Annotated in this window: 16 protein-coding genes; 9 read left to right on the top strand and 7 right to left on the bottom strand. The window is 61.0% G+C overall.

Translation table 11 applies throughout. The annotated features are described in order from the left end of the window. The first annotated feature begins 69 nt into the window (after positions 1–69). The 5 genes from AC0J41_RS12210 (at position 70) to AC0J41_RS12190 (ending at position 5,183) form a co-directional block, all read left to right on the top strand. Complete coding sequence (locus tag AC0J41_RS12210) at positions 70–588, top strand: GNAT family N-acetyltransferase (RefSeq protein WP_473015723.1); 519 nt, start codon at positions 70–72, stop codon at positions 586–588. Positions 589–713: 125 nt separating this feature from the next. After that, positions 714–1,892 (top strand): MFS transporter, encoded by a 1,179-nt coding sequence (locus AC0J41_RS12205; RefSeq protein WP_025109810.1) that lies wholly within the window; start codon positions 714–716, stop codon positions 1,890–1,892. Between the two features lie 154 nt (positions 1,893–2,046). Then, positions 2,047–2,736, top strand: a complete 690-nt coding sequence (locus AC0J41_RS12200) for an HPP family protein (RefSeq protein ID WP_473015721.1) — start codon at positions 2,047–2,049, stop codon at positions 2,734–2,736. 185 nt (positions 2,737–2,921) lie between these two features. Then, positions 2,922–4,028: an enoyl-CoA hydratase/isomerase family protein gene (locus AC0J41_RS12195; protein ID WP_473015720.1), complete on the top strand. Its 1,107-nt coding sequence runs from the start codon at positions 2,922–2,924 to the stop codon at positions 4,026–4,028. 3 nt (positions 4,029–4,031) lie between these two features. After that, complete coding sequence (locus AC0J41_RS12190) at positions 4,032–5,183, top strand: acyl-CoA dehydrogenase family protein (RefSeq protein ID WP_473015719.1); 1,152 nt, start codon at positions 4,032–4,034, stop codon at positions 5,181–5,183. Positions 5,184–5,283: 100 nt separating this feature from the next. On the opposite strand, the gene AC0J41_RS12185 is transcribed toward AC0J41_RS12190, so the two are convergent. From AC0J41_RS12185 to AC0J41_RS12160, 6 genes are all read right to left on the bottom strand, one after another. Further along, positions 5,284–6,057 (bottom strand): enoyl-CoA hydratase, encoded by a 774-nt coding sequence (locus AC0J41_RS12185; protein WP_473015718.1) that lies wholly within the window; start codon positions 6,055–6,057, stop codon positions 5,284–5,286. A 15-nt stretch (positions 6,058–6,072) separates the two neighbouring features. After that, entirely contained in the window at positions 6,073–7,200 is a 1,128-nt protein-coding gene (locus AC0J41_RS12180; protein WP_025109815.1) for an acyl-CoA dehydrogenase, read from the bottom strand. A 144-nt stretch (positions 7,201–7,344) separates the two neighbouring features. After that, the gene (locus tag AC0J41_RS12175) at positions 7,345–8,538 is read right to left on the bottom strand and encodes an acetyl-CoA C-acyltransferase (RefSeq protein WP_473015717.1); all 1,194 of its coding nucleotides are present in this window, start codon (positions 8,536–8,538) and stop codon (positions 7,345–7,347) included. 12 nt (positions 8,539–8,550) lie between these two features. Next, on the bottom strand, positions 8,551–9,312 hold the full coding sequence (locus AC0J41_RS12170; RefSeq protein WP_473015716.1) for an SDR family NAD(P)-dependent oxidoreductase: 762 nt from the start codon (positions 9,310–9,312) through the stop codon (positions 8,551–8,553). Between the two features lie 15 nt (positions 9,313–9,327). Then, positions 9,328–10,992 (bottom strand): AMP-binding protein, encoded by a 1,665-nt coding sequence (locus AC0J41_RS12165; RefSeq protein ID WP_473015715.1) that lies wholly within the window; start codon positions 10,990–10,992, stop codon positions 9,328–9,330. A gap of 767 nt (positions 10,993–11,759) precedes the next feature. Beyond that, positions 11,760–12,776: an AraC family transcriptional regulator gene (locus AC0J41_RS12160; protein WP_473015714.1), complete on the bottom strand. Its 1,017-nt coding sequence runs from the start codon at positions 12,774–12,776 to the stop codon at positions 11,760–11,762. 296 nt (positions 12,777–13,072) lie between these two features. Between AC0J41_RS12160 and efeU the strand changes: the two genes are divergently transcribed. From efeU to efeO (AC0J41_RS12140), 4 genes are read left to right on the top strand one after another with little or no spacing between them, the layout of a single operon-like run. Beyond that, entirely contained in the window at positions 13,073–13,921 is an 849-nt protein-coding gene (gene efeU, locus AC0J41_RS12155) for an iron uptake transporter permease EfeU (RefSeq protein ID WP_473015713.1), read from the top strand. A gap of 8 nt (positions 13,922–13,929) precedes the next feature. Next, positions 13,930–15,129 carry an iron uptake system protein EfeO gene (gene efeO / locus AC0J41_RS12150; protein ID WP_473015712.1) on the top strand — a complete coding sequence of 400 codons (1,200 nt, stop codon included), beginning with the start codon at positions 13,930–13,932 and terminating at the stop codon, positions 15,127–15,129. 17 nt (positions 15,130–15,146) lie between these two features. Then, positions 15,147–16,445, top strand: coding sequence for an iron uptake transporter deferrochelatase/peroxidase subunit (gene efeB / locus AC0J41_RS12145; protein WP_025109911.1), 1,299 nt, complete (start codon positions 15,147–15,149; stop codon positions 16,443–16,445). Between the two features lie 25 nt (positions 16,446–16,470). After that, a complete protein-coding gene (gene efeO / locus AC0J41_RS12140; RefSeq protein WP_473015711.1) occupies positions 16,471–17,295 on the top strand; it encodes an iron uptake system protein EfeO in 825 nt (274 codons plus the stop codon). A gap of 153 nt (positions 17,296–17,448) precedes the next feature. Here efeO (AC0J41_RS12140) and pssA read toward each other — a convergent pair whose 3' ends face one another. Then, complete coding sequence (gene pssA / locus AC0J41_RS12135; RefSeq protein WP_473015709.1) at positions 17,449–18,792, bottom strand: CDP-diacylglycerol--serine O-phosphatidyltransferase; 1,344 nt, start codon at positions 18,790–18,792, stop codon at positions 17,449–17,451. Positions 18,793–18,945: the final 153 nt, after the last annotated feature.

Raw genomic sequence — 18,945 nt, 5'->3', positions numbered from 1 at the left:
GGTTGGCGAAGGCTGCGATCTTCTGGTCTTTTTCAAGATCAAACGATCGCAGCCATCGGCACCGCTTACATGACCCTCACGATTCGCCCCGCACGGGCTACTGACGCATCCGCCCTCCCCGCCATCGAACGCTCGGCCGCCGAGCTGTTTCGCGTCGATCCGACCCTTGCCTGGCTCGCCGACAGTGACGTGGCGAGCGCCGTACAACATCGCCAGGCCATCGAGCAGGCCCACGTCTGGGTTGCCGAAAGCGCCACTGCGCAACTCGCAGGATTTATCCGCGCGCTGGACGTCGGCGACCAACTGCACATTGAAGAAGTGTCGGTCAGCCAGGCGTTTCAGGGACAAGGCGCGGGTCGTCAACTGGTGATGGCCGCGATTGAGCATGCGCGCCACCGGCAGATGCGTGCCGTGACCCTGACCACCTTTCGCGATGTGCCGTGGAATGCGCCTTTTTATCAGCGGATGGGCTTTGTCATCGCCGCGCCGGATGAGCTTGAGGCGCACTTGCTCGAGGCGCTGCACAAGGAAGTCGAACATGGCTTTGCCGCCGAGCGACGCTGCGCCATGCACCTGATATTGCCCTGAGCCGACAAATCCCTTGTCGGCGTGAGCCTGCTCGCGATAGCGTCCTCTCGATCAACTGTGTTGGCGCCTGAAACCCGGCACTCGCGAGCAGGCTCGCTCCCAAAAATAAGGACATTTGCACAGCCGTGGCCACTTACTCCCGCCTGATCCGCCGCCTGATGGTCACCTCGTTGACCATCGTCATCAGCCGTGCGCTGATCAGTCCGCTACTGACCCTGTTCCTCAGCAACAAACTGGGCCTCAACCCGCAGGACGTCGGCTTGTTGCTGGGTATCGCGGTGTTCAGCGCCACGCTGTTCTCGCTGTACGGCGGTTACATCATCGATCGGCTCGACAAGCGCCGGCTGTTGATCCTGACCATGCTCTCCAGCGGCATTGGCCTGATCCTGCTGACCTTCGCGCAAAATCTGTATCTGGTCACGCTGGTGCTGATCATCAGTGAAACGGCTTCAGCGCTGTTCCTGATCTGCTCCAAGGCGATCCTCAGTGAAAATCTGCCGGTGGGCCAGCGGGTCAAGGCGTTTTCGCTGAACTACACACTGACCAATATTGGTTACGCCATTGGCCCGATGATTGGCGTAGTGATTGCCGGGATCTGGCCCTCGGCGCCGTTCATCGTCGCGGGCCTGATTGCCTGTGGCAGCATTCTCCTGTTGTTGGGCGTCTCCCGTGAGGTGAACCCTCTGGCGTCGGCCAGCCAACCGCAAAGCTTCGTGAAAACCCTGATCATCCTGAAAAACGACCGCACGATGATCCTGTTTACCCTCGGTTGCCTGCTCAGTACGCTGGTGCACGGGCGCTTCACCCTGTACCTGTCGCAATACCTGCTGGCGACCCACACCCAACAACAGACGCTCGACACCATGGCCGCCCTGCTCGCCTGCAACGCGATCACAGTGATCCTGCTGCAATACCAGATCGGCCGTTTTCTCAAGCGCGAGCACCTGCGCTTCTGGATTGCCGGCGGCACCGCGTTGTTCATCGTCGGTCTGATCGGCTTCAGCCTGGCGGACAGCCTCGTTGGCTGGTGCGTGGCGATGTTCATCTTCACCCTCGGCGAGATGATCATCTACCCGGCGGATTTCCTTTTTGTCGACACTCTCGCTCCAGAAGAACTGCGCGGCAGTTACTACGGTGCACAGAACCTCGCCGCGCTGGGCGGCGCGGTGAGCCCGGTGATGTGTGGGTTCCTGCTGATGCACACGCCGGCGCCAAGCATGTTCTACGCTTTGAGCGCTTTGGCGGCGCTGGGTGGGTATTTGTGTTTTGTCAGTGGGCGGCGTGTGGCGACAATTCAAAAATAATGCACTGAAGCAGCATTTATATGAATTTGTCAGCATCGAGTTTGCACGGCACACTGTGCGCGTTCCTCCCCCAATAGTTGGAACGCTTCGAGGACTTTCCGAAACGGACAAGTCCTTTTTTTTGCCCCGAATTTAGCGCAAGGACCCGATTCACATGCTCGCTCGCTGGTTGCCCGCCGCCATCAACACCCGCCCCACCGAATGGAGCCGCGCCGCCATTGGCATGGCGTTGGGCACGCTGTTCAGCGTCTGGGCGTGCGGTCAGGTGTTCGGCTATGAAGTCGCCTATCACCTGATCGGGCCACTGGGCGCATCGGCGGTGTTGCTGTTCGCTGTGTCTTCCGGCGCGCTCGCGCAACCGTGGTCGATCATCGGCGGCTACCTGTGCGCCAGTGTTGTCGCGCTACTGGTGGCCCACGTGCTGGGTCGAACCTTGGGCAGCGCGTGTCTGGCGGCAGGCATGGCGCTGATCCTGATGTGCTGGCTGCGCTGCCTGCACCCACCGGCCGGTGCGCTCGCGCTGACGCTGGTACTGGCCGATCCGGCAACCGTCGCCCTGGACTGGAAAGCCATGGAGCCGGTGATGCTGGCCGCTGCGTGCATGCTGCTCAGCGCTCTGGTCTACAACAACCTGACGCGCATCCGCTACCCGAAACGCCCGACCGAGCCCGCGCCATTGATGACGCCGATCGACAACCAGGCCATCACCGCCGCTGACTTGAAACTGGCACTGGCGGATATGCAAGCGTTTATCGACGTCACGCCCGAGGATCTCGAACAACTGATTCACGCCAGCGAGCTGCACGCCAAACGCCGCAGCATTGGCGAAGTTTTCACCCGATAAACACCTGAATCATTGTGGCGAGGGAGCAAGCTCCCTCGCCACAATGACTAGCCGTGCGCTGCTGCAAAAACGCAAACTCCCCCTGCACATATCCCCGTTGTACACGGCAAATTTGCACTGTTACGATCCGTTAACGCTCGCGCGCGAGCTTCTCGAATAAAGACAATAAAAGCAGGGAGTTAGTGATGACTGCTCAGGCTTCATCCCCCCGGACCCCGTCCATGGATGCCACGCAAAACGAAGTGCTGGCCGAGGTTCGCAATCACATCGGTCACCTGACCCTCAACCGCCCCGCCGGTCTCAACGCCATCACCCTCGACATGGTTCGCCAGTTGCAGCAGCAACTCGACGTTTGGGCCACTGACCCCAGTGTGCTTGCCGTAGTGTTTCGCGGTGCCGGGGAAAAGGCTTTCTGCGCCGGTGGCGATATCCGTTCCCTGTACGACAGTTTCAAAAGCGGCGACACGCTGCACGAAGATTTCTTCGTCGAGGAATACGCCCTCGACCTGACGATTCATCACTACCGCAAACCGGTGCTGGCCCTGATGGACGGCTTTGTCCTCGGCGGCGGCATGGGCCTGGTGCAAGGTGCGGATTTGCGGGTGGTTACCGAAAAGAGCCGCCTGGCGATGCCGGAAGTGGCCATCGGTTATTTTCCGGATGTCGGCGGCAGCTATTTCCTCTCGCGGATTCCCGGTGAACTGGGGGTCTATCTGGGCGTCAGCGGCGTGCAGATTCGCGCGGCCGATGCGCTGTATTGCGGGCTGGCCGACTGGTACGTCGACAGCAGCAAACTGCCGAGCCTGGACGAGCAACTCGATCAACTGGAGTGGCACGACACGCCGCTCAAGGACCTGCAAAGCCTGCTCGCCAAAAATGGCGTGCAGACCCTGGCCGATGCACCGTTGCAACAGCTGCGCCCGGCCATCGACCACTTCTTCGCCCTGCCGGACGTGCCGAGCATCGTCGAGCAACTGCGTGCGGTGACGGTCGCCGACAGTCACGCCTGGGCCACCGCCACTGCTGACCTGCTGGAGACCCGCTCACCGTTGGCAATGGCCGTGACCCTGGAGATGCTCCGGCGCGGCCGGCAACTGAGCCTGGAACACTGCTTCGCCCTCGAACTGCATCTGGATCGCCAGTGGTTCGAACGCGGCGACCTGATCGAAGGCGTGCGCGCCCTGCTGATCGACAAAGACAAGACACCACGCTGGAACCCGCCGACCCTCGCTGCGCTGGACGCCGGGCACGTCGCGAGTTTTTTCCACGGGTTTACTGAGAGCGGGAGCTGAGCCATGCACGATCTCGAACTGACTGAAGAACAAGTGATGATCCGCGACATGGCCCGGGACTTTGCCCGTGGCGAAATCGCGCCCCATGCGCAAGCCTGGGAAAAGGCCGGCTGGATCGACGACGCGCTGGTGGCGAAGATGGGCGAACTGGGCCTGCTGGGTATGGTGGTGCCCGAGGAATGGGGCGGCACTTACGTCGATTACGTGGCATACGCCTTGGCCGTGGAAGAAATCTCTGCCGGCGACGGCGCGACCGGCGCGTTCATGAGCATCCACAACTCGGTGGGCTGCGGGCCGGTCATGAATTACGGCAGCGAAGAGCAGAAACAGTCCTGGCTGGCCGACCTCGCCAGCGGTCAGACCATCGGCTGCTTCTGCCTGACTGAACCGCAAGCCGGCTCCGAGGCGCACAACCTGCGCACCCGCGCCGAACTGCGTGACGGCCAGTGGGTGATCAACGGCGCCAAGCAATTCGTCAGCAACGGCAAACGGGCGAAACTGGCAATCGTATTTGCGGTGACTGATCCGGATCTGGGCAAGAAAGGCATCTCCGCGTTTCTGGTGCCCACCGATACCCCGGGCTTCATCGTCAACCGTACCGAACACAAGATGGGCATCCGCGCCTCCGACACCTGCGCCGTGACGCTCAACAACTGCAGCATTCCCCAAGCTAACCTGCTCGGCGAGCGTGGCAAGGGCCTGGCGATTGCCCTGTCCAACCTCGAAGGCGGACGCATCGGCATCGCCGCACAAGCCCTGGGCATTGCCCGGGCCGCGTTTGAAGCAGCGCTGGTTTACTCGCGTGAACGCATCCAGTTCGGCAAGCCGATCAACGAACACCAGAGCATCGCCAACCTGCTGGCCGACATGCACATGCAAATCAACGCGGCACGCTTGATGATCCTGCACGCGGCGCGTCTGCGCACGGCGGGTAAACCGTGCCTGTCGGAAGCTTCACAGGCCAAGCTGTTCGCGTCCGAGATGGCCGAGAAGGTCTGCTCCTCGGCGATTCAGATTCATGGCGGGTATGGGTACCTGGAGGATTATCCGGTCGAGAAATACTACCGCGACGCGCGGATTACTCAGATCTACGAAGGCTCGAGCGAGATTCAGCGCATGGTGATTGCGCGTGAACTGAAGAACTACCAGCTCTAGAAGCATCGCGAGCAGGCTCACGCCTACAGGGACTTTGCGTACGACGCAGATCCACTGTGGGAGCGGGCTTGCTCGCGAAGGCGTCAGTCAGGTCAACGCATTATTTGCCCTGAAATTCCGGCGCCCGTTTGGCCACAAACGCCGCCATGCCTTCCTTCTGATCCTGGGTGGCAAACGCCGCATGGAACACCCGGCGCTCGAAGCGCACGCCTTCGGTCAGGTTGACCTCAAAAGCACGGTTGACGCTTTCCTTGACCATCATCGCAATCGGCAGCGATTTGCTGGCGATCACTGCAGCGACTTTCAGCGCTTCGTCCAGCAACTCATCGCTCGGCACGATCCGCGCGACAATGCCGCAACGCTCGGCTTCGACTGCATCGATCAAACGTCCGCTCAGGCACATTTCCATGGCCTTGGCCTTGCCCACGGCACGGGTCAGGCGCTGGGTGCCGCCCATGCCCGGGAGCACGCCGAGGTTGATTTCCGGCTGGCCGAACTTTGCATTGTCGCCGGCCAGAATGAAGTCGCACATCAGCGCCAGTTCACAGCCGCCACCGAGGGCGAAGCCGTTGACTGCCGCGATGATCGGCTTGCGTCGGTTGGCCACGCGATCGCTGTCGCTGAACAGATCATCCATGTAGATCTGCGGGTAGGTCAGCTCGGCCATTTCCTTGATATCGGCACCGGCGGCGAACGCTTTTTTCGAGCCGGTGATGACGATACAGCCGATATTCGCATCCACTTCGAGGCCATCGAGGGCGTGGTTCACTTCGCTGACCAGTTGCGCATTCAGGGCGTTGAGCGCCTGCGGGCGGTTCAGGGTGATCAGACCGACGCGGCCGTGGTTTTCCAGCAGAATTGTTTCGTAAGTCATGGGCAAGATTCCTTGTCAGAGATTGCGCGAAATAACCATGCGCTGAATGTCGCTGGTGCCTTCGTAGATCTGGCAGACACGCACATCGCGGTAGATGCGTTCCAGCGGGAAGTCGTTGAGGTAACCGTAACCGCCCAGCGTCTGCAGCGCCATCGAGCAGACCTTCTCGGCCATTTCCGAGGCGAACAGTTTCGCCATCGAGGCTTCGACCAGGGCTGGCTGACCACTGTCACGCAGGGCGGCAGCGTAATGCACCATTTGCCGGGCGACAGCGATCTGCGTGGCCATGTCGGCGAGGCGGAAGGCCACGGCCTGGTGCTCGATGATCGGTTTGCCAAAGGTGTCGCGCTCACGGGCGTAATCGCGGGCCGCTTCGAACGCGGCGCGGGCCATGCCCACCGATTGCGAAGCGATGCCGACGCGTCCGCCTTCAAGGTTGGCCAGGGCGATCTTGTAGCCTTCGCCCTCTTCGCCCAAGCGGTTGGCAACCGGCACTTTCACGTCTTCAAAGAGAATCTGGCAGGTGTCCGAGGCGTGCTGGCCGAGCTTGTCTTCGACCCGGGCGACTTTGTAGCCAGGCGAATCAGTGGGCACGATGAACGCACTGATGCCCCGTTTACCGGCGCTCGGGTCGGTCACGGCAAACACGATCACGATCCCGGCGTTCTGCCCGGAGGTGATGAATTGTTTGCAGCCGTTGAGTACGTAGTGATCGCCTTCAAGGCGTGCGCGGGTTTTCAGGCTGCTGGCATCGGAACCGGCTTGTGGTTCAGTCAGCGCGAAGGCACCAAGCATGGCGCCGCTGGCCAGCGGTTTGAGGAAACGTTCGCGCTGGTCGTCGTTGCCAAATTTGAGGATCGGCACGCAGCCCACCGAGTTGTGCACGCTCATGATGGTCGAGCAGGCACCGTCGCCGGCGGCGATTTCTTCCAGGGCCATGGCGTAAGCCAGATAGCCCGTGTCACAGCCGCCCCACTGCTCCGGCACCAGCATGCCGAAAAAGCCCAGTTCGGCCATCTCGCCGATGGCTTCCTTGGGGAAACGGTGCTCGCGATCCCACTCGGCGGCGAACGGTTTCAGCCGTTCCTCGGCGAACTGCCGGGCCATGTCGCGGATCTGGGTCTGGTCTTCGTTGGGAATCATGGTGAGTCCTTAATTCTAGTCAAACCCCCTATTCATTATGGGAGGAGGCTAGCTCCCGAAGAGGCCGTGTCAGTCAAATAATCTCTGAATGACACACCGCCTTCGGGAGCAAGCCCCCTCCCACAATCGGGATGGGTGTTGATCTTAGTAAACGCATTCCACGGCCATCGCCGTGGCTTCACCGCCGCCGATGCAGATTGCCGCAATCCCGCGTTTCAAGCCTTTCTGGCGCAGGGCCGAGAGCAAGGTCACCAGAATCCGCGCACCTGACGCACCGATCGGATGGCCCAGGGCGCAGGCGCCGCCATGCACGTTGAGTTTGTCGTGGGGGATTTCCAGATGGGTCATCGCCGCCATCGCGACCACGGCGAACGCTTCGTTGATTTCGAACAGATCGACCTCGTTCAACGCCCAACCGGTCTTCTTCACCAGCTTCTTGATCGCACCAATCGGCGCCACTGGGAACAGCCCCGGGGTGTCGGCAAACGCCGAGTGACCGTGAATCACTGCCAGTGGTTTCAGACCGAGTTTCTGCGCCTGCGACTGGCGCATCAGCACCAGTGCCGCCGCGCCATCGGAGATCGAACTGGAGTTGGCCGCCGTCACTGTGCCGCCTTCACGAAACGCCGGTTTCAGCGAGGCGACCTTGTCCAGCTTGGCTTTTGGCGGCTGCTCGTCGTTGCTGATCAGGACCTGTTCCTTGCCAACAGTTACGCTCAGCGGCACGATTTCCGCCTTGAAACTGCCATCCTTGATCGCCTGCTGGGCGCGGGTGGTCGAGGCGATGGCAAAAGCGTCCTGCGCTTCGCGGCTGAAGTCGTTGGTTTCGGCGCAATCTTCGGCGAAGGTGCCCATCAGGCGACCCTTGTCATAGGCGTCTTCGAGGCCGTCGAGGAACATCGAGTCGAGCACCCGGCCATGGCCCATGCGGTAACCGGCGCGGGCACGGTCCAGCAGGTAAGGCGAGTTGGACATGCTTTCCATGCCGCCGGCAATCACCACATCGGCGCTGCCAGCGATCAGCATGTCGTGAGCGAGAATGGTGGTTTCCATGCCCGAGCCGCACATCTTGTTGACCGTGGTGCAACGGGTGAATTTATCCAGTCCGGCACCCAGTGCAGCTTGGCGTGCAGGCGCCTGGCCGAGGCCGGCCGGCAATACGCAACCGAACAGCACTTCGTCGACCGCGTCGCTGGCAACCCCGGCGCGTTCCACTGCAGCCTTGATCGCGGCAGCGCCGAGTTGTGGGGCGGTGAGGCTTTTCAGTTCGCCCTGAAAACCGCCCATCGGGGTGCGGACGGCGCTGACGATAACAATCGGATCGTTGGAAATAGTCATGACAAATCCTCCTTACTTGGCGGCCATGCGCAAGGCGCCGTCGAGACGGATCACCTCACCATTGAGCATGCTGTTTTCGATGATATGCCGAACCAGTGCGGCGTACTCGGCCGGTTTGCCCAGGCGCGGCGGGAACGGTACGCCAGCGGCCAGCGACTCACGGACTTCCGGGGTCATGCCGGCCATCATCGGGGTTTCGAAAATGCCCGGGGCGATGGTCATCACGCGGATGCCGAAGCGCGCCAGTTCACGGGCAGCCGGCAGGGTCAGGCTGGCGATCGCGCCTTTGGAGGCCGAGTACGCCGCCTGGCCGATCTGGCCGTCAAACGCCGCCACCGACGCGGTGTTGATGATCACCCCGCGCTCGCCGTCGGCGTTGGCTTCGCTCTCGGCGATGGCCGCTGCCGCCAGGCGCAGCATGTTGAAGCTGCCGATCAGGTTGACGTTGATCACCTGGGCAAAACTGGACAGCGTGTGCGGGCCGTTCTTGCCGAGGATCTTCTCGCCCCGGACGATGCCGGCGCAGTTGACCAGGCCGTTGAGGTTGCCAAAGGCTTTGACGGTCGCCTGCACGGCGGCCTCGGCGGCGGCTTCGTTGCTGATATCGGCGACAACACTTTGCGCGCCGAGGCGTTGGGCCTGCGCGGCAAGCGCTTCGGCGTTCATGTCCACCAGCATCACTTTGGCGCCGGCGTTGACCAGCCATTCAGCGGTGGCCGCGCCCAGGCCGGACGCGCCGCCAGTGACGATAAAAACCTTGTTCTCGATCTGCATGACTGACTTCCTGATTCAAGCTGAAACGTTGTGCGCCGCGGCCTCTTGAGCCTTGGCGATTTCCTGGTTGCGCAAGATAAAGCGCTGCAATTTGCCGCTTGGGGTTTTCGGCAATTCGCTGACAAATTCGATTTCACGCGGATACGAATGCGTGGCCAGACGCTTGCGCACGTGTTGGCGCAACTCTTCAGCCAGCGCGGGTTCCGCGCGGTATTGCGGGTTGAGCACGACGAAGGCTTTGACCAGTTCGGTGCGCTCCGGGTCCGGCTTGCCGACCACTGCCGCCTCGACCACTGCCGGGTGCTCGATCAATGCGCTTTCGACGTCGAACGGCCCCACGCGGTAACCCGAGGTGGTGATCACGTCATCGCTGCGCCCGACAAAGCTGATGCTGCCGTCCGGGTTCCATTCCACGGTGTCGCCGCTCAGGTAATAGTTGCCGACGAAGGCTTTGGTCGGCACGCCTTCGTAGCCGCCGAACCAGCACATCGGCGATTGAGTACGGTCGATGGCGAGAATGCCAGGCTGGCCGACGCCGAGTTCGCTGTACCGCTCGTCGAGCACCACGATGCGATGGCCCGGCGAGGCGAAACCAGCGGCGCCGAGGTGGATCGGGTGTTCCAGGCCATGGTGGTTGCACAGGACCATGCCCAGTTCGGTCTGGCCGTAATGGTCGTGAATGACCACGCCGAGGTTGTCGGCGAACCAGCGGATCACTTCCGGGTTCAGCGGCTCGCCGGCGCTGCTGACGATGCGCAGCCTGCCCTTGATCGACTTGGCGAACTCGTTGCCGCCGGCAATCAACAGGCGATACGCCGTCGGCGAGCCGGTGAGGTTGGTGATGCCATATTTGTTGATCACCCGGCAGGTACTTTCGAGGGTGAACGGACCGTCGTAAAAAGTGATCGGATGCCCCATCGACATCGGGCCGGTGACGCCGAAATAGATGCCGTAGGCCCAGCCCGGGTCGGCGACGTTCCAGAACGAGTCTTCGGGGCGCAGATCCACCGCATCGCGGGTGTAGCTCTGGAATGCGACGATGGCCTTGAGCGGCACTGACAGCGCTTTCGACGGGCCAGTGGTGCCTGAAGTGAACATCAGCAGGAACGGGTCTTCGCCTGTCAGCAGGACCGGTTCGCAGACGCTGGAATAGTTGGCCAGTTCGGCCCAGAAACTGAAATCACCGCGGACGATGCCCTCGCCTTTGGCGCCGCCGACAGTGACCACGGTCGGACAAGCGGCGACTTCAGCGAGTTTCGGCCGATTGATGGCGTCGGTGACTACCACTTTGGCGCCGGAACTGTTCAGGCGATGTTCGATGGCTTTGGGGCCGAAGGCAGTAAACAGAGGTTGATACACCGCGCCAATGCGCCAGGTGGCGAACACGGTGATGAGCAATTCGATATTGCGCGGCAGCAGGCCGGCGACCTTGTCGCCCTTCTGCACGCCCTGGGCGAGAAGGAAATTGGCGAAACGTGCGGCTTTGTCCTGCAGATCGCTGAAGGTGTACGTGGCGCTTGCACCGTCGCGCCCCTCCCAGAACAGTGCAATGCGCCCCGGCAAGGCGTGGCGGTCGCAGCATTCGACGCAGGCGTTGAGCGCCTCCAGCGAGCCGCTGAGCGCAGCGTCCACAGTGTGTTGATAGTTGAACTGTTCGGTGGCAGACAAGTAATCGCGCATTGCCAGAATCCCTCTGTGTTTTTATTAGGCTGGGAACCGTAAACAACAGAGGGATAGTCGCGCTGCAGCGCGGATGCGGCAATGGTCAAAGCCATCAAGTTGGATGACTGGTTTGGCCAAGGTTGCGCAGATGTGTCGCCGGGACTGGCCCCTTCGGGAGCAAGCCCCCTCCCACAGGGAATTGCATTTCAAAGGGGGGATCATCTGTGACTGCCGAGCAAGCTGCAATGACAGGGAGGATGCATTTCAAAGGGAGGATCACCTGTGGTTGCCGGGCAAGCTGCAATCACATGGAGCATGCATTTCAAAGGGGTATCATCTGTGACTGCCAGGCAAGCTGAAATCACAGGGAGCATGCATTTCAAATGGAGGGATCACCAGTGATTGCCGGGCAAGGTGCAATCACAGGGAGGATGCATTTCAAAGGGAGGATCACCTGTGACTGTCAGGCAAGGTGCAATCACAGGGAGCATGCATTTCAAAGGGGGATCACCTGTGATTGCCGAGCAAGCTGCAATGACAGGGAGCATGCATTTCAAAGGGGGATCACCTGTGATTGCCGAGCAAGCTGCAATGACAGGGAGCATGCATTTCAAAGGGGGATCACCTGTGATTGCCAGGCAAGCTGAAATCACAGGGAGGATGCATTTCAAAGGGAGGATCACCTGTGATTGCCAGGCAAGCTGCAATCACAGGGAGCATGCATTTTCAAAGGTGGGAGGGGGCTTGCTCCCGAAGGGGGCTGGTCAGGCGGCAAGCAATCCGGATCAGACTGCTTCGTTCAGGATCAGCGTACGGTAATGCCCCGGATTCGATCCCGACCACTTGCGAAACGCCTTGTAGAACGAACTCGCATCGGCAAACCCCAGCCGCGTCGCGATCTCGACAAAACTGATCGAAGGCTCCGCCAGCCAGGTGATCGCCAGTTCCTTGCGCACGCTGTCCTTGAGACCTTGATAGGTCTGCCCCTCCTCCGCCAAACGCCGACGCAAGGTAGAGGCGGACATGCACAGCTGTTGCGCCAGAGTCTCGGTTTCCGGCCACTGCTCGGCGGGCAACTGCCGCAGGTCCTGCTTGATCCGGCTGGCGAGGCTCTCCGGGTCGCGGTACTTCACCAGAATGTTCGCCGGCGCATGGGCCAGAAAGCGCTTCAGTTCCTCGGCGGTGCGCTTGATCGGCAGATCAAGGCAGTCAGCGGCGAAGATCATCCGCGTACGCGGACGATCGAAACGCAGGTTTTCCGAGAACATCACCCGATAGTCGTCGCAGAACTCCGGCTCGGCGCAGCGCAACTCGATCGCCAGAATCGGGATCCGCCGCCCCGCCAGCCAGCAGGCCACGCCATGAACGATCATCCAATAAGTGAAATACGTGAACGCCCGTCGTGGTTCGGGATCATCTTCAAGCAGGACGATTTCCGCCAGGCTCTGCTGGTGCAGCAGTTGCGCCGGCATTTTTTCCAGCATCAGCGAAAGGAAATTCAGCCCTGTGCTCAAGCCAGCGGCCAGGGTCGGTTGCGCCATGGCGCTGCGACAGAGAAATTCGAGGCTGCCGGACTTGAGCTGACGCGGATCCATGCCGAAGAACTCGTCATCGCCGCGCCGCGCCAGCAAACGCCATAGTTTCGCGTATTGCGAAGCGGGCACCCTGCCCTCTGTGCTCAGCAGCTTCGCCGGATCAATCCCGACCTTGTTCAAGACGTCTTCCGTGGCCACGCCCGGAGCACAACTTTGCAGCAGCGCTTCACGCACCAGTTGAACGGCGATGGTGTCTTTTTCCGACATGGAGCGAGGCAAACCTTGTTGTTTTTCAGTGACGGGCATCTTAACGCAGCCATCCTCGGCACAACACAGATCCCTGTAGGAGTGAGCCTGCTCGCGAAAGCGGTGGGTCAGTAAAAACTGTGCCGAATGACAGGAGGCCTTCGCGAGCAGGCTCGCTCCCACAAGGTTGAACAGTGGCTGACTAAAAAACGTGCCGTTCAGCGAATGTTCAGGTAAATGTCAACCATCCCCATTTGGGAATGAGTGTCATTATGTTACAACTTAGCCACCTATCTAAATCACTCATGGTTGCCGCAATGCTCGTTCCCTTTCTGATCATGCTGCGCGAAGGCATTGAAGCCGCCCTGATCGTTGGCATCATCGCCAGTTACCTGCAACAGACCGGCCGTGGCCTATGGATGCCGGCAGTGTGGATCGGCGTGTTTCTCGCCGCTGCGCTGGCGCTGCTGGTCGGGGGTGGCCTGGAGCTGGTCAGCGCCGAGTTCCCGCAAAAACAACAGGAACTGTTCGAGGGCGTGGTCGGGCTGGTCGCCGTCGGCATTCTCAGTTCCATGGTGTTCTGGATGCGCAAGGTCGCGCGTTCGATCAAGCATTCGCTGCAGGCGTCGCTGGATCACGCCCTGACGTCTTCAAAGCATCAGGTGATCGCGCTGATCGCCATGGTGTTCTTCGCCGTGGCCCGCGAAGGACTGGAAACCGTGTTCTTTCTGCTTGCCGTGTTCCAGCAGAGCGAAGGCCCGGGAGCACCGATCGGTGCCCTGCTCGGCCTGGTGCTGGCGATCATCGTCGGCTTCCTGATCTACAGCGGCAGCATGCGCTTGAACCTGTCGGCGTTTTTCAAGTGGACCGGGCTGTTCATCCTCGTGGTCGCCGCCGGGATTCTGGCCAACTCGGTGCAGGCCCTGCATGAAGCGGGCCTCTGGAATCACCTGCAAACCGTGCTGTTCGACTTCAGCGCGACGCTGCCGATGGATGGCCCGTTGGGCTCGGTGCTGGCCGGCATGTTCGGCTATCAGGATGCGCCGACCGTCAGCACCCTCGGCGCGTATCTGCTCTATCTGGTGGTGGCGCTGGTGATGTTTTTCTACCCTGCCGCGCCTGCTGCGCCCAAACCTGCCAATTCGTCTTCCGCTTCCAGCCAATAAGGGCACCCATGTCAAAGCCTAATACTCCTCAGGCCTCCCCTCCCCGCGCGCTGCGCTGGGCGGTGGCCGGTTCGGTGGTCGTGATGATCGCCGCCGGTGGCTTGTTCTACTACGCCTCGAAAATGGCGGCGGCCAAGCGTCAGCACAACCATGACGAAGTGGTGGTCAACATCAACGCCCACAGTTGCGATCCGAACGAACTGAGCGTACCGGCCGGACGCGCCAGTTTCCGTATCGTCAACCGCTCCGATCGGGCGGTGGAATGGGAAATCCTCGACGGCGTGCTGGTGATCGAAGAGCGCGAGAACATCGCCCCGGGCCTCAGCCAGGTGATCAACGCCAACCTGCAACCCGGCGACTACGCCATCACTTGCGGGCTCTTGAGCAACCCGCGTGGCGTGCTGCACGTGACGCCGACGGCGGCTTCCGATGCTGCTGCGAAGGCCAAGCCGTCGATGGTCGCTTTCGTCGGACCACTGTCAGAGTTTCGTGTGTACCTCGCCAGCCAGGGCAGCGCGCTGATCAAAGCGGTGACTGCGTTGAATCAGGCGATTGAAAGCGGCGACTTGGCCCAGGCACAGGCTTTGTACCTGCCGGCGCGTGCCGCTTACCAGCGCCTGGCTCCGGCCGCGCAACGCCTGGCCGAACTGGACAACAGCATCAATGCCCGCGCCGACTATTTCGAAAAACGCGAACAGGATCCGGCCTTCGTCGGCTTCCACCGAGTCGAATATGCGCTGTTCCAACAGCGCAAAATCGATGGTTTGAACCCGGTCGCCGAGCGCCTGCTGACAGACGTCACCACGCTCAGACAGCAACTGCTGGCCCAGTCCCTGCCGCCGGAGCAGTTGGTCAACATCGTGGTGCGCAACCTCAACACCCTGGCCGACGTGCGCGCCGCCAGCGGCGAAGAGGAGCGCTACAGCCACGGCGACCTGAACGGTTTCGCCGGCAACCTGGAAACCGCACACAAGGTGGTCGAGTTGCTGCGGCCAATGCTGAGCAAATCGGCGCCGGAGCTGCTGCCGAAAATCGACGCGGCGCTGAGTGATTTCGACAACGAATTGAACAGTTTCAAGGTCAAGGACGGCTACGCCACTTACGACACGGTCAGTGGCGAACAACGCAAACAGATCGCCGACAAGGCTCAGGCCCTGGCTGACGCTCTGGATGGCATCGACCCCGCCCTCGGCCTTTCCGGCCTGTAAGCAGAAGACGAATACCGATGAAAGATTTAGAAAACCTCGATCTGCAACGTCGCCGCGTCCTGATGGGCATGGGGGTTGCGGGGGTCGCGCTGGCCGGTTCGGCCCTCAGTTGCCCGGCCATGGCTGCGGCCCCGGCACAAGTCACCGAAGCCCCGAGCAGCGACAAGACCGAAGACCGTCACGACTTCCACGGTGTGCACCAGACCGGCATTGTCACCCCGCGTCCGGCGTCCGGCATGTTCGTTTCGTTCGATGTGCTGGCCAGTGATCGCGAAGATCTGGAGCGGCTGTTCCGCACCCTCAACGAGCGCATTGCGTTCCTGATGAAGGGCGGCCCCGTGGCACAGATCGACCCGAAACTGCCACCACCGGATTCGGGCATCCTCGGCCCGGTCGTGACCCCGGACAACCTGACCATCACCGTGTCGGTGGGCGAGTCGCTGTTCGATGAGCGCTTTGGTCTGGCCGACGCCAAACCGAAGCGCCTGCAACGCATGGTCGGCTTCCCCAACGATGCGCTGGAGGCCGATTGCTGCCACGGCGACCTGAGCCTGCAGTTCTGCTCGAACACTGCCGACACCAACATCCACGCCCTGCGCGACATCGTCAAGAACCTGCCGGACCTGCTCTTGGTTCGCTGGAAACAAGAAGGCAGCGTGCCACCGCAAGCTCCGGCGAAACCGGGTGTGCCGGCGCAATCGGCGCGCAATTTCCTGGGTTTCCGTGATGGCTCGGCCAACCCGGATTCCAACGATGCCAACGCGATGGACAAGATCGTCTGGGTGCAACCGGGCCACGATGAGCCGGCCTGGGCGGCGCACGGCAGCTATCAAGCGGTACGGATCATCCGCAACTTCGTCGAGCGCTGGGACCGTACGCCGTTGCAAGAGCAGGAAAGCATCATTGGTCGGGTCAAGACCACCGGCGCACCGATGGGCGCCAACCATGAGACCGAGGTTCCGGACTACAGCAAGGATCCGGAGGGCAAGCTGACTAAGCTCGACGCGCACATCCGTCTCGCCAACCCGCGCACCGCTGCGAGTCAGGCCAATCTGATCCTGCGCCGCCCGTTCAACTACTCCAACGGCGTGAACAAGAACGGCCAGCTCGACATGGGCCTGCTGTTCATCTGCTACCAGGCCGACCTGGAAAAAGGCTTCATTGCCGTACAGACCCGGCTCAACGGCGAGCCGCTTGAGGAATACCTCAAACCGGTCGGCGGCGGCTACTTCTTCACCTTGCCGGGTGTCACGAGCGACAAGGACTTCATCGGTCGCTCACTGCTTAATGCCACACAACCCAAAACAGCTGCATAACCATAAAAGCCCTCGGAGCCGCTCCATGAAAAAGTCGCCACTCGCGTTATTGCTGACCCTCGGTTTGCTCAACACCCCGTTTTCGGCTTTCGCCGCGACGGCGCCTCTGGATCTGGTCGGGCCAGTCTCGGACTACAAGATCTATGTGACTGAGCAACTGGATGAGCTGGGCAGCCACACCAGACAATTCACCGACGCTGTGAAAAAAGGTGATCTGGCCACCGCGCAAAAGCTCTACGCACCGACTCGCGTTTACTACGAGTCGATCGAGCCGATCGCCGAGCTGTTCAGTGACCTCGATGCGTCCATCGACTCCCGTGTCGACGACCACGAAAAAGGTGTGAAAGCCGAAGACTTCACCGGCTTCCACCGCATCGAATACTCGTTGTTCTCGGAAAAGACCACTGAAGGCCTGGGCACTCTGGCAGACAAGCTCGACAGCGACGTGAAAGACCTGCAGACCCGCGTCGCCGGCCTGACCTTCCCGCCGGAAAAAGTCGTCGGTGGCGCTGCTGCACTGCTGGAAGAAGTCGCCGCGACCAAGATCTCCGGTGAAGAAGACCGCTACAGCCACACGGATCTGTACGACTTCCAGGGCAACATCGACGGCGCGAAGAAAATCGTCGACCTGTTCCGTCCTCAGATCGAGAAGCAGGACAAGGCATTTGTCGCCAAAGTGGACAAGAACTTTGCCACCGTGGACAAGATCCTTGCCAAGTACAAGACCAAGGACGGTGGTTTCGAGACTTACGACAAAGTGAAGGATAACGACCGCAAGGCGCTGGTCGGGCCGGTCAATACTTTGGCTGAAGACCTGTCCACATTGCGTGGCAAGTTGGGGCTGAACTGAGTTTTTGTAACGCCTGAACCAGCCCTTCGCGAGCAAGCCCGCTCCCACAGTAGATCTGTGTCGATCACCTTGTTTGTGGTCGCCATAGCCCCCCCTTGTGGGAGCGGGCTTGCTCGCGAAGGCATTGTCAGCCGCACGACATGATTTGAAGGGTTACAAAATCCGGTAGAGCAACCGCTCGATCCGCACCCGACTCACTCGCTTCAAAAACTTCGCTACCCCCGCCGGGTACTCCGGCAAGGTCTCCAGGTTCTGGAAGCTGGCAATCCGCGTGGTATTGCGGAAAATCTCTGCCTGCTCCTGCGCCCGTGGCTGCAGCCACTCGCCTTGCGGATCATCGATCAGCAACGCGTTTTCCAGGTCCAGACGAAATGCCCGTGGATTGAGGTTGTTGCCGGTCAGCAGCGTATAGCGCTGGTCGACCCACATGCCCTTGAGGTGATAGCTGTTGTCGCCGTCACGCCACAGGTGCAGGTTCAACTGCCCGCTGTCGATGTTGCGCTGATGACGCTTGGCGAAGCGGCGCAGGCTGATTTCGTACAGGTACGGCAGCGCCGCAATCACCTTGAACGGCTCGCTTGGCGGAATGTAGAAATCGTTGGCGGTCTTGTCGCCGACCACGATGTCGATCTTCACCCCTCGGGCCAGCGCACGGTTGACCTCGCGGATGATCGGCAGCGGCAGATTGAAGTACGGCGTGCAGATGGTCAGTTGCTGTTGCGCACTGGCGATCAGCTCGACAATCACCCGGTTCAACGGGTTGTTCTTGCCCACGCCTAACAGCGGACTCACCGACAGGCCGGTGTGTGCAGTACTGCCGGCACTGGTGTCGTACGCCGCGTATTTGAGACGGCTGCGCAGGTCGCCGATGTCGTTGCGCAGGCTGCGGGTGGTCGGCAGGTTCGGCAGATCGAGGCGATGCACGGCCTTGGATTCGATCAGGCCGTGCTTGACCAGATGGTGCATCGAGTCCGCCAGTTCGCGGCTGTGCAGCACGTGATAACGGTCGAAACGGTACTTGTCGAACTTGTGCAGGTACACGTTGTTCAGGCTCGCACCGCTGTAGACCACGCAATCGTCGATCACGAAGCCTTTCAAGTGCAGGACGCCGAACAGCTCGCGGGTCTGCACCGGTACGCCGTAGACCGGCACTTCACTCTGGTGAGTGCGGGTCATTTCCTGGTACCACGCTGCGTTGCCCGGTTGTTTACCGGCACCGATCAGCCCGCGCTGGGCGCGCAGCCAGTCGACCACCACGACAATTTCCAGCGTCGGGCGCTTGAGCTTGGCGGCGTGCAAGGCATCGAGGATTTCCTGACCGGCCTCGTCGTGCTGCAGATACAGCGCGACGATGTAGATGCGCTGGGTCGCCTCGGCGATTTTCTCCAGCAGGCAGCGACGGAACTCGGCGGCGCCGGACAGAATGGTCACAGCCTCGGCAGTCAGCGGAAAGCTGCGCAGTTTGGGCAGCAAAGAGCGTTTGAAAAGCAACGGCATAGGGCTCGCAATGGGTCGAATCCGAAGAACCCGAGAGCTTACACCATCGCTCGGTTCGGGTCTTGTAACTGTCTGTGATGATGCCTTCGCGAGCAGGCTCACGCCTGCAGTTGAAAGGCGATCCCGGTGGGCGCGAGCCTGCTCGCGAAAGCG

The organism is Pseudomonas sp. Arb-4-2C (genome assembly GCF_055755015.1).
Note: the sequence above shows the minus strand (reverse complement) of the source record. Positions and strands in the feature narration are given on the sequence as shown.

What these genes read in the sequence shown, in the direction of transcription:
- AC0J41_RS12210 (WP_473015723.1), top strand. Translation starts at nt 70, where the DNA reads ATGACCCTCACGATTCGCCCCGCACGGGCTACTGACGCATCCGCCCTC.
- AC0J41_RS12200 (WP_473015721.1), top strand. Translation starts at nt 2,047, where the DNA reads ATGCTCGCTCGCTGGTTGCCCGCCGCCATCAACACCCGCCCCACCGAA.
- AC0J41_RS12195 (WP_473015720.1), top strand. Translation starts at nt 2,922, where the DNA reads ATGACTGCTCAGGCTTCATCCCCCCGGACCCCGTCCATGGATGCCACG.
- AC0J41_RS12190 (WP_473015719.1), top strand. Translation starts at nt 4,032, where the DNA reads ATGCACGATCTCGAACTGACTGAAGAACAAGTGATGATCCGCGACATG.
- AC0J41_RS12185 (WP_473015718.1), bottom strand. Translation starts at nt 6,057, where the DNA reads ATGACTTACGAAACAATTCTGCTGGAAAACCACGGCCGCGTCGGTCTG.
- AC0J41_RS12180 (WP_025109815.1), bottom strand. Translation starts at nt 7,200, where the DNA reads ATGATTCCCAACGAAGACCAGACCCAGATCCGCGACATGGCCCGGCAG.
- AC0J41_RS12175 (WP_473015717.1), bottom strand. Translation starts at nt 8,538, where the DNA reads ATGACTATTTCCAACGATCCGATTGTTATCGTCAGCGCCGTCCGCACC.
- AC0J41_RS12170 (WP_473015716.1), bottom strand. Translation starts at nt 9,312, where the DNA reads ATGCAGATCGAGAACAAGGTTTTTATCGTCACTGGCGGCGCGTCCGGC.
- AC0J41_RS12165 (WP_473015715.1), bottom strand. Translation starts at nt 10,992, where the DNA reads ATGCGCGATTACTTGTCTGCCACCGAACAGTTCAACTATCAACACACT.
- AC0J41_RS12160 (WP_473015714.1), bottom strand. Translation starts at nt 12,776, where the DNA reads ATGTCGGAAAAAGACACCATCGCCGTTCAACTGGTGCGTGAAGCGCTG.
- efeU (WP_473015713.1), top strand. Translation starts at nt 13,073, where the DNA reads ATGCTCGTTCCCTTTCTGATCATGCTGCGCGAAGGCATTGAAGCCGCC.
- efeO (WP_473015712.1), top strand. Translation starts at nt 13,930, where the DNA reads ATGTCAAAGCCTAATACTCCTCAGGCCTCCCCTCCCCGCGCGCTGCGC.
- efeB (WP_025109911.1), top strand. Translation starts at nt 15,147, where the DNA reads ATGAAAGATTTAGAAAACCTCGATCTGCAACGTCGCCGCGTCCTGATG.
- efeO (WP_473015711.1), top strand. Translation starts at nt 16,471, where the DNA reads ATGAAAAAGTCGCCACTCGCGTTATTGCTGACCCTCGGTTTGCTCAAC.
- pssA (WP_473015709.1), bottom strand. Translation starts at nt 18,792, where the DNA reads ATGCCGTTGCTTTTCAAACGCTCTTTGCTGCCCAAACTGCGCAGCTTT.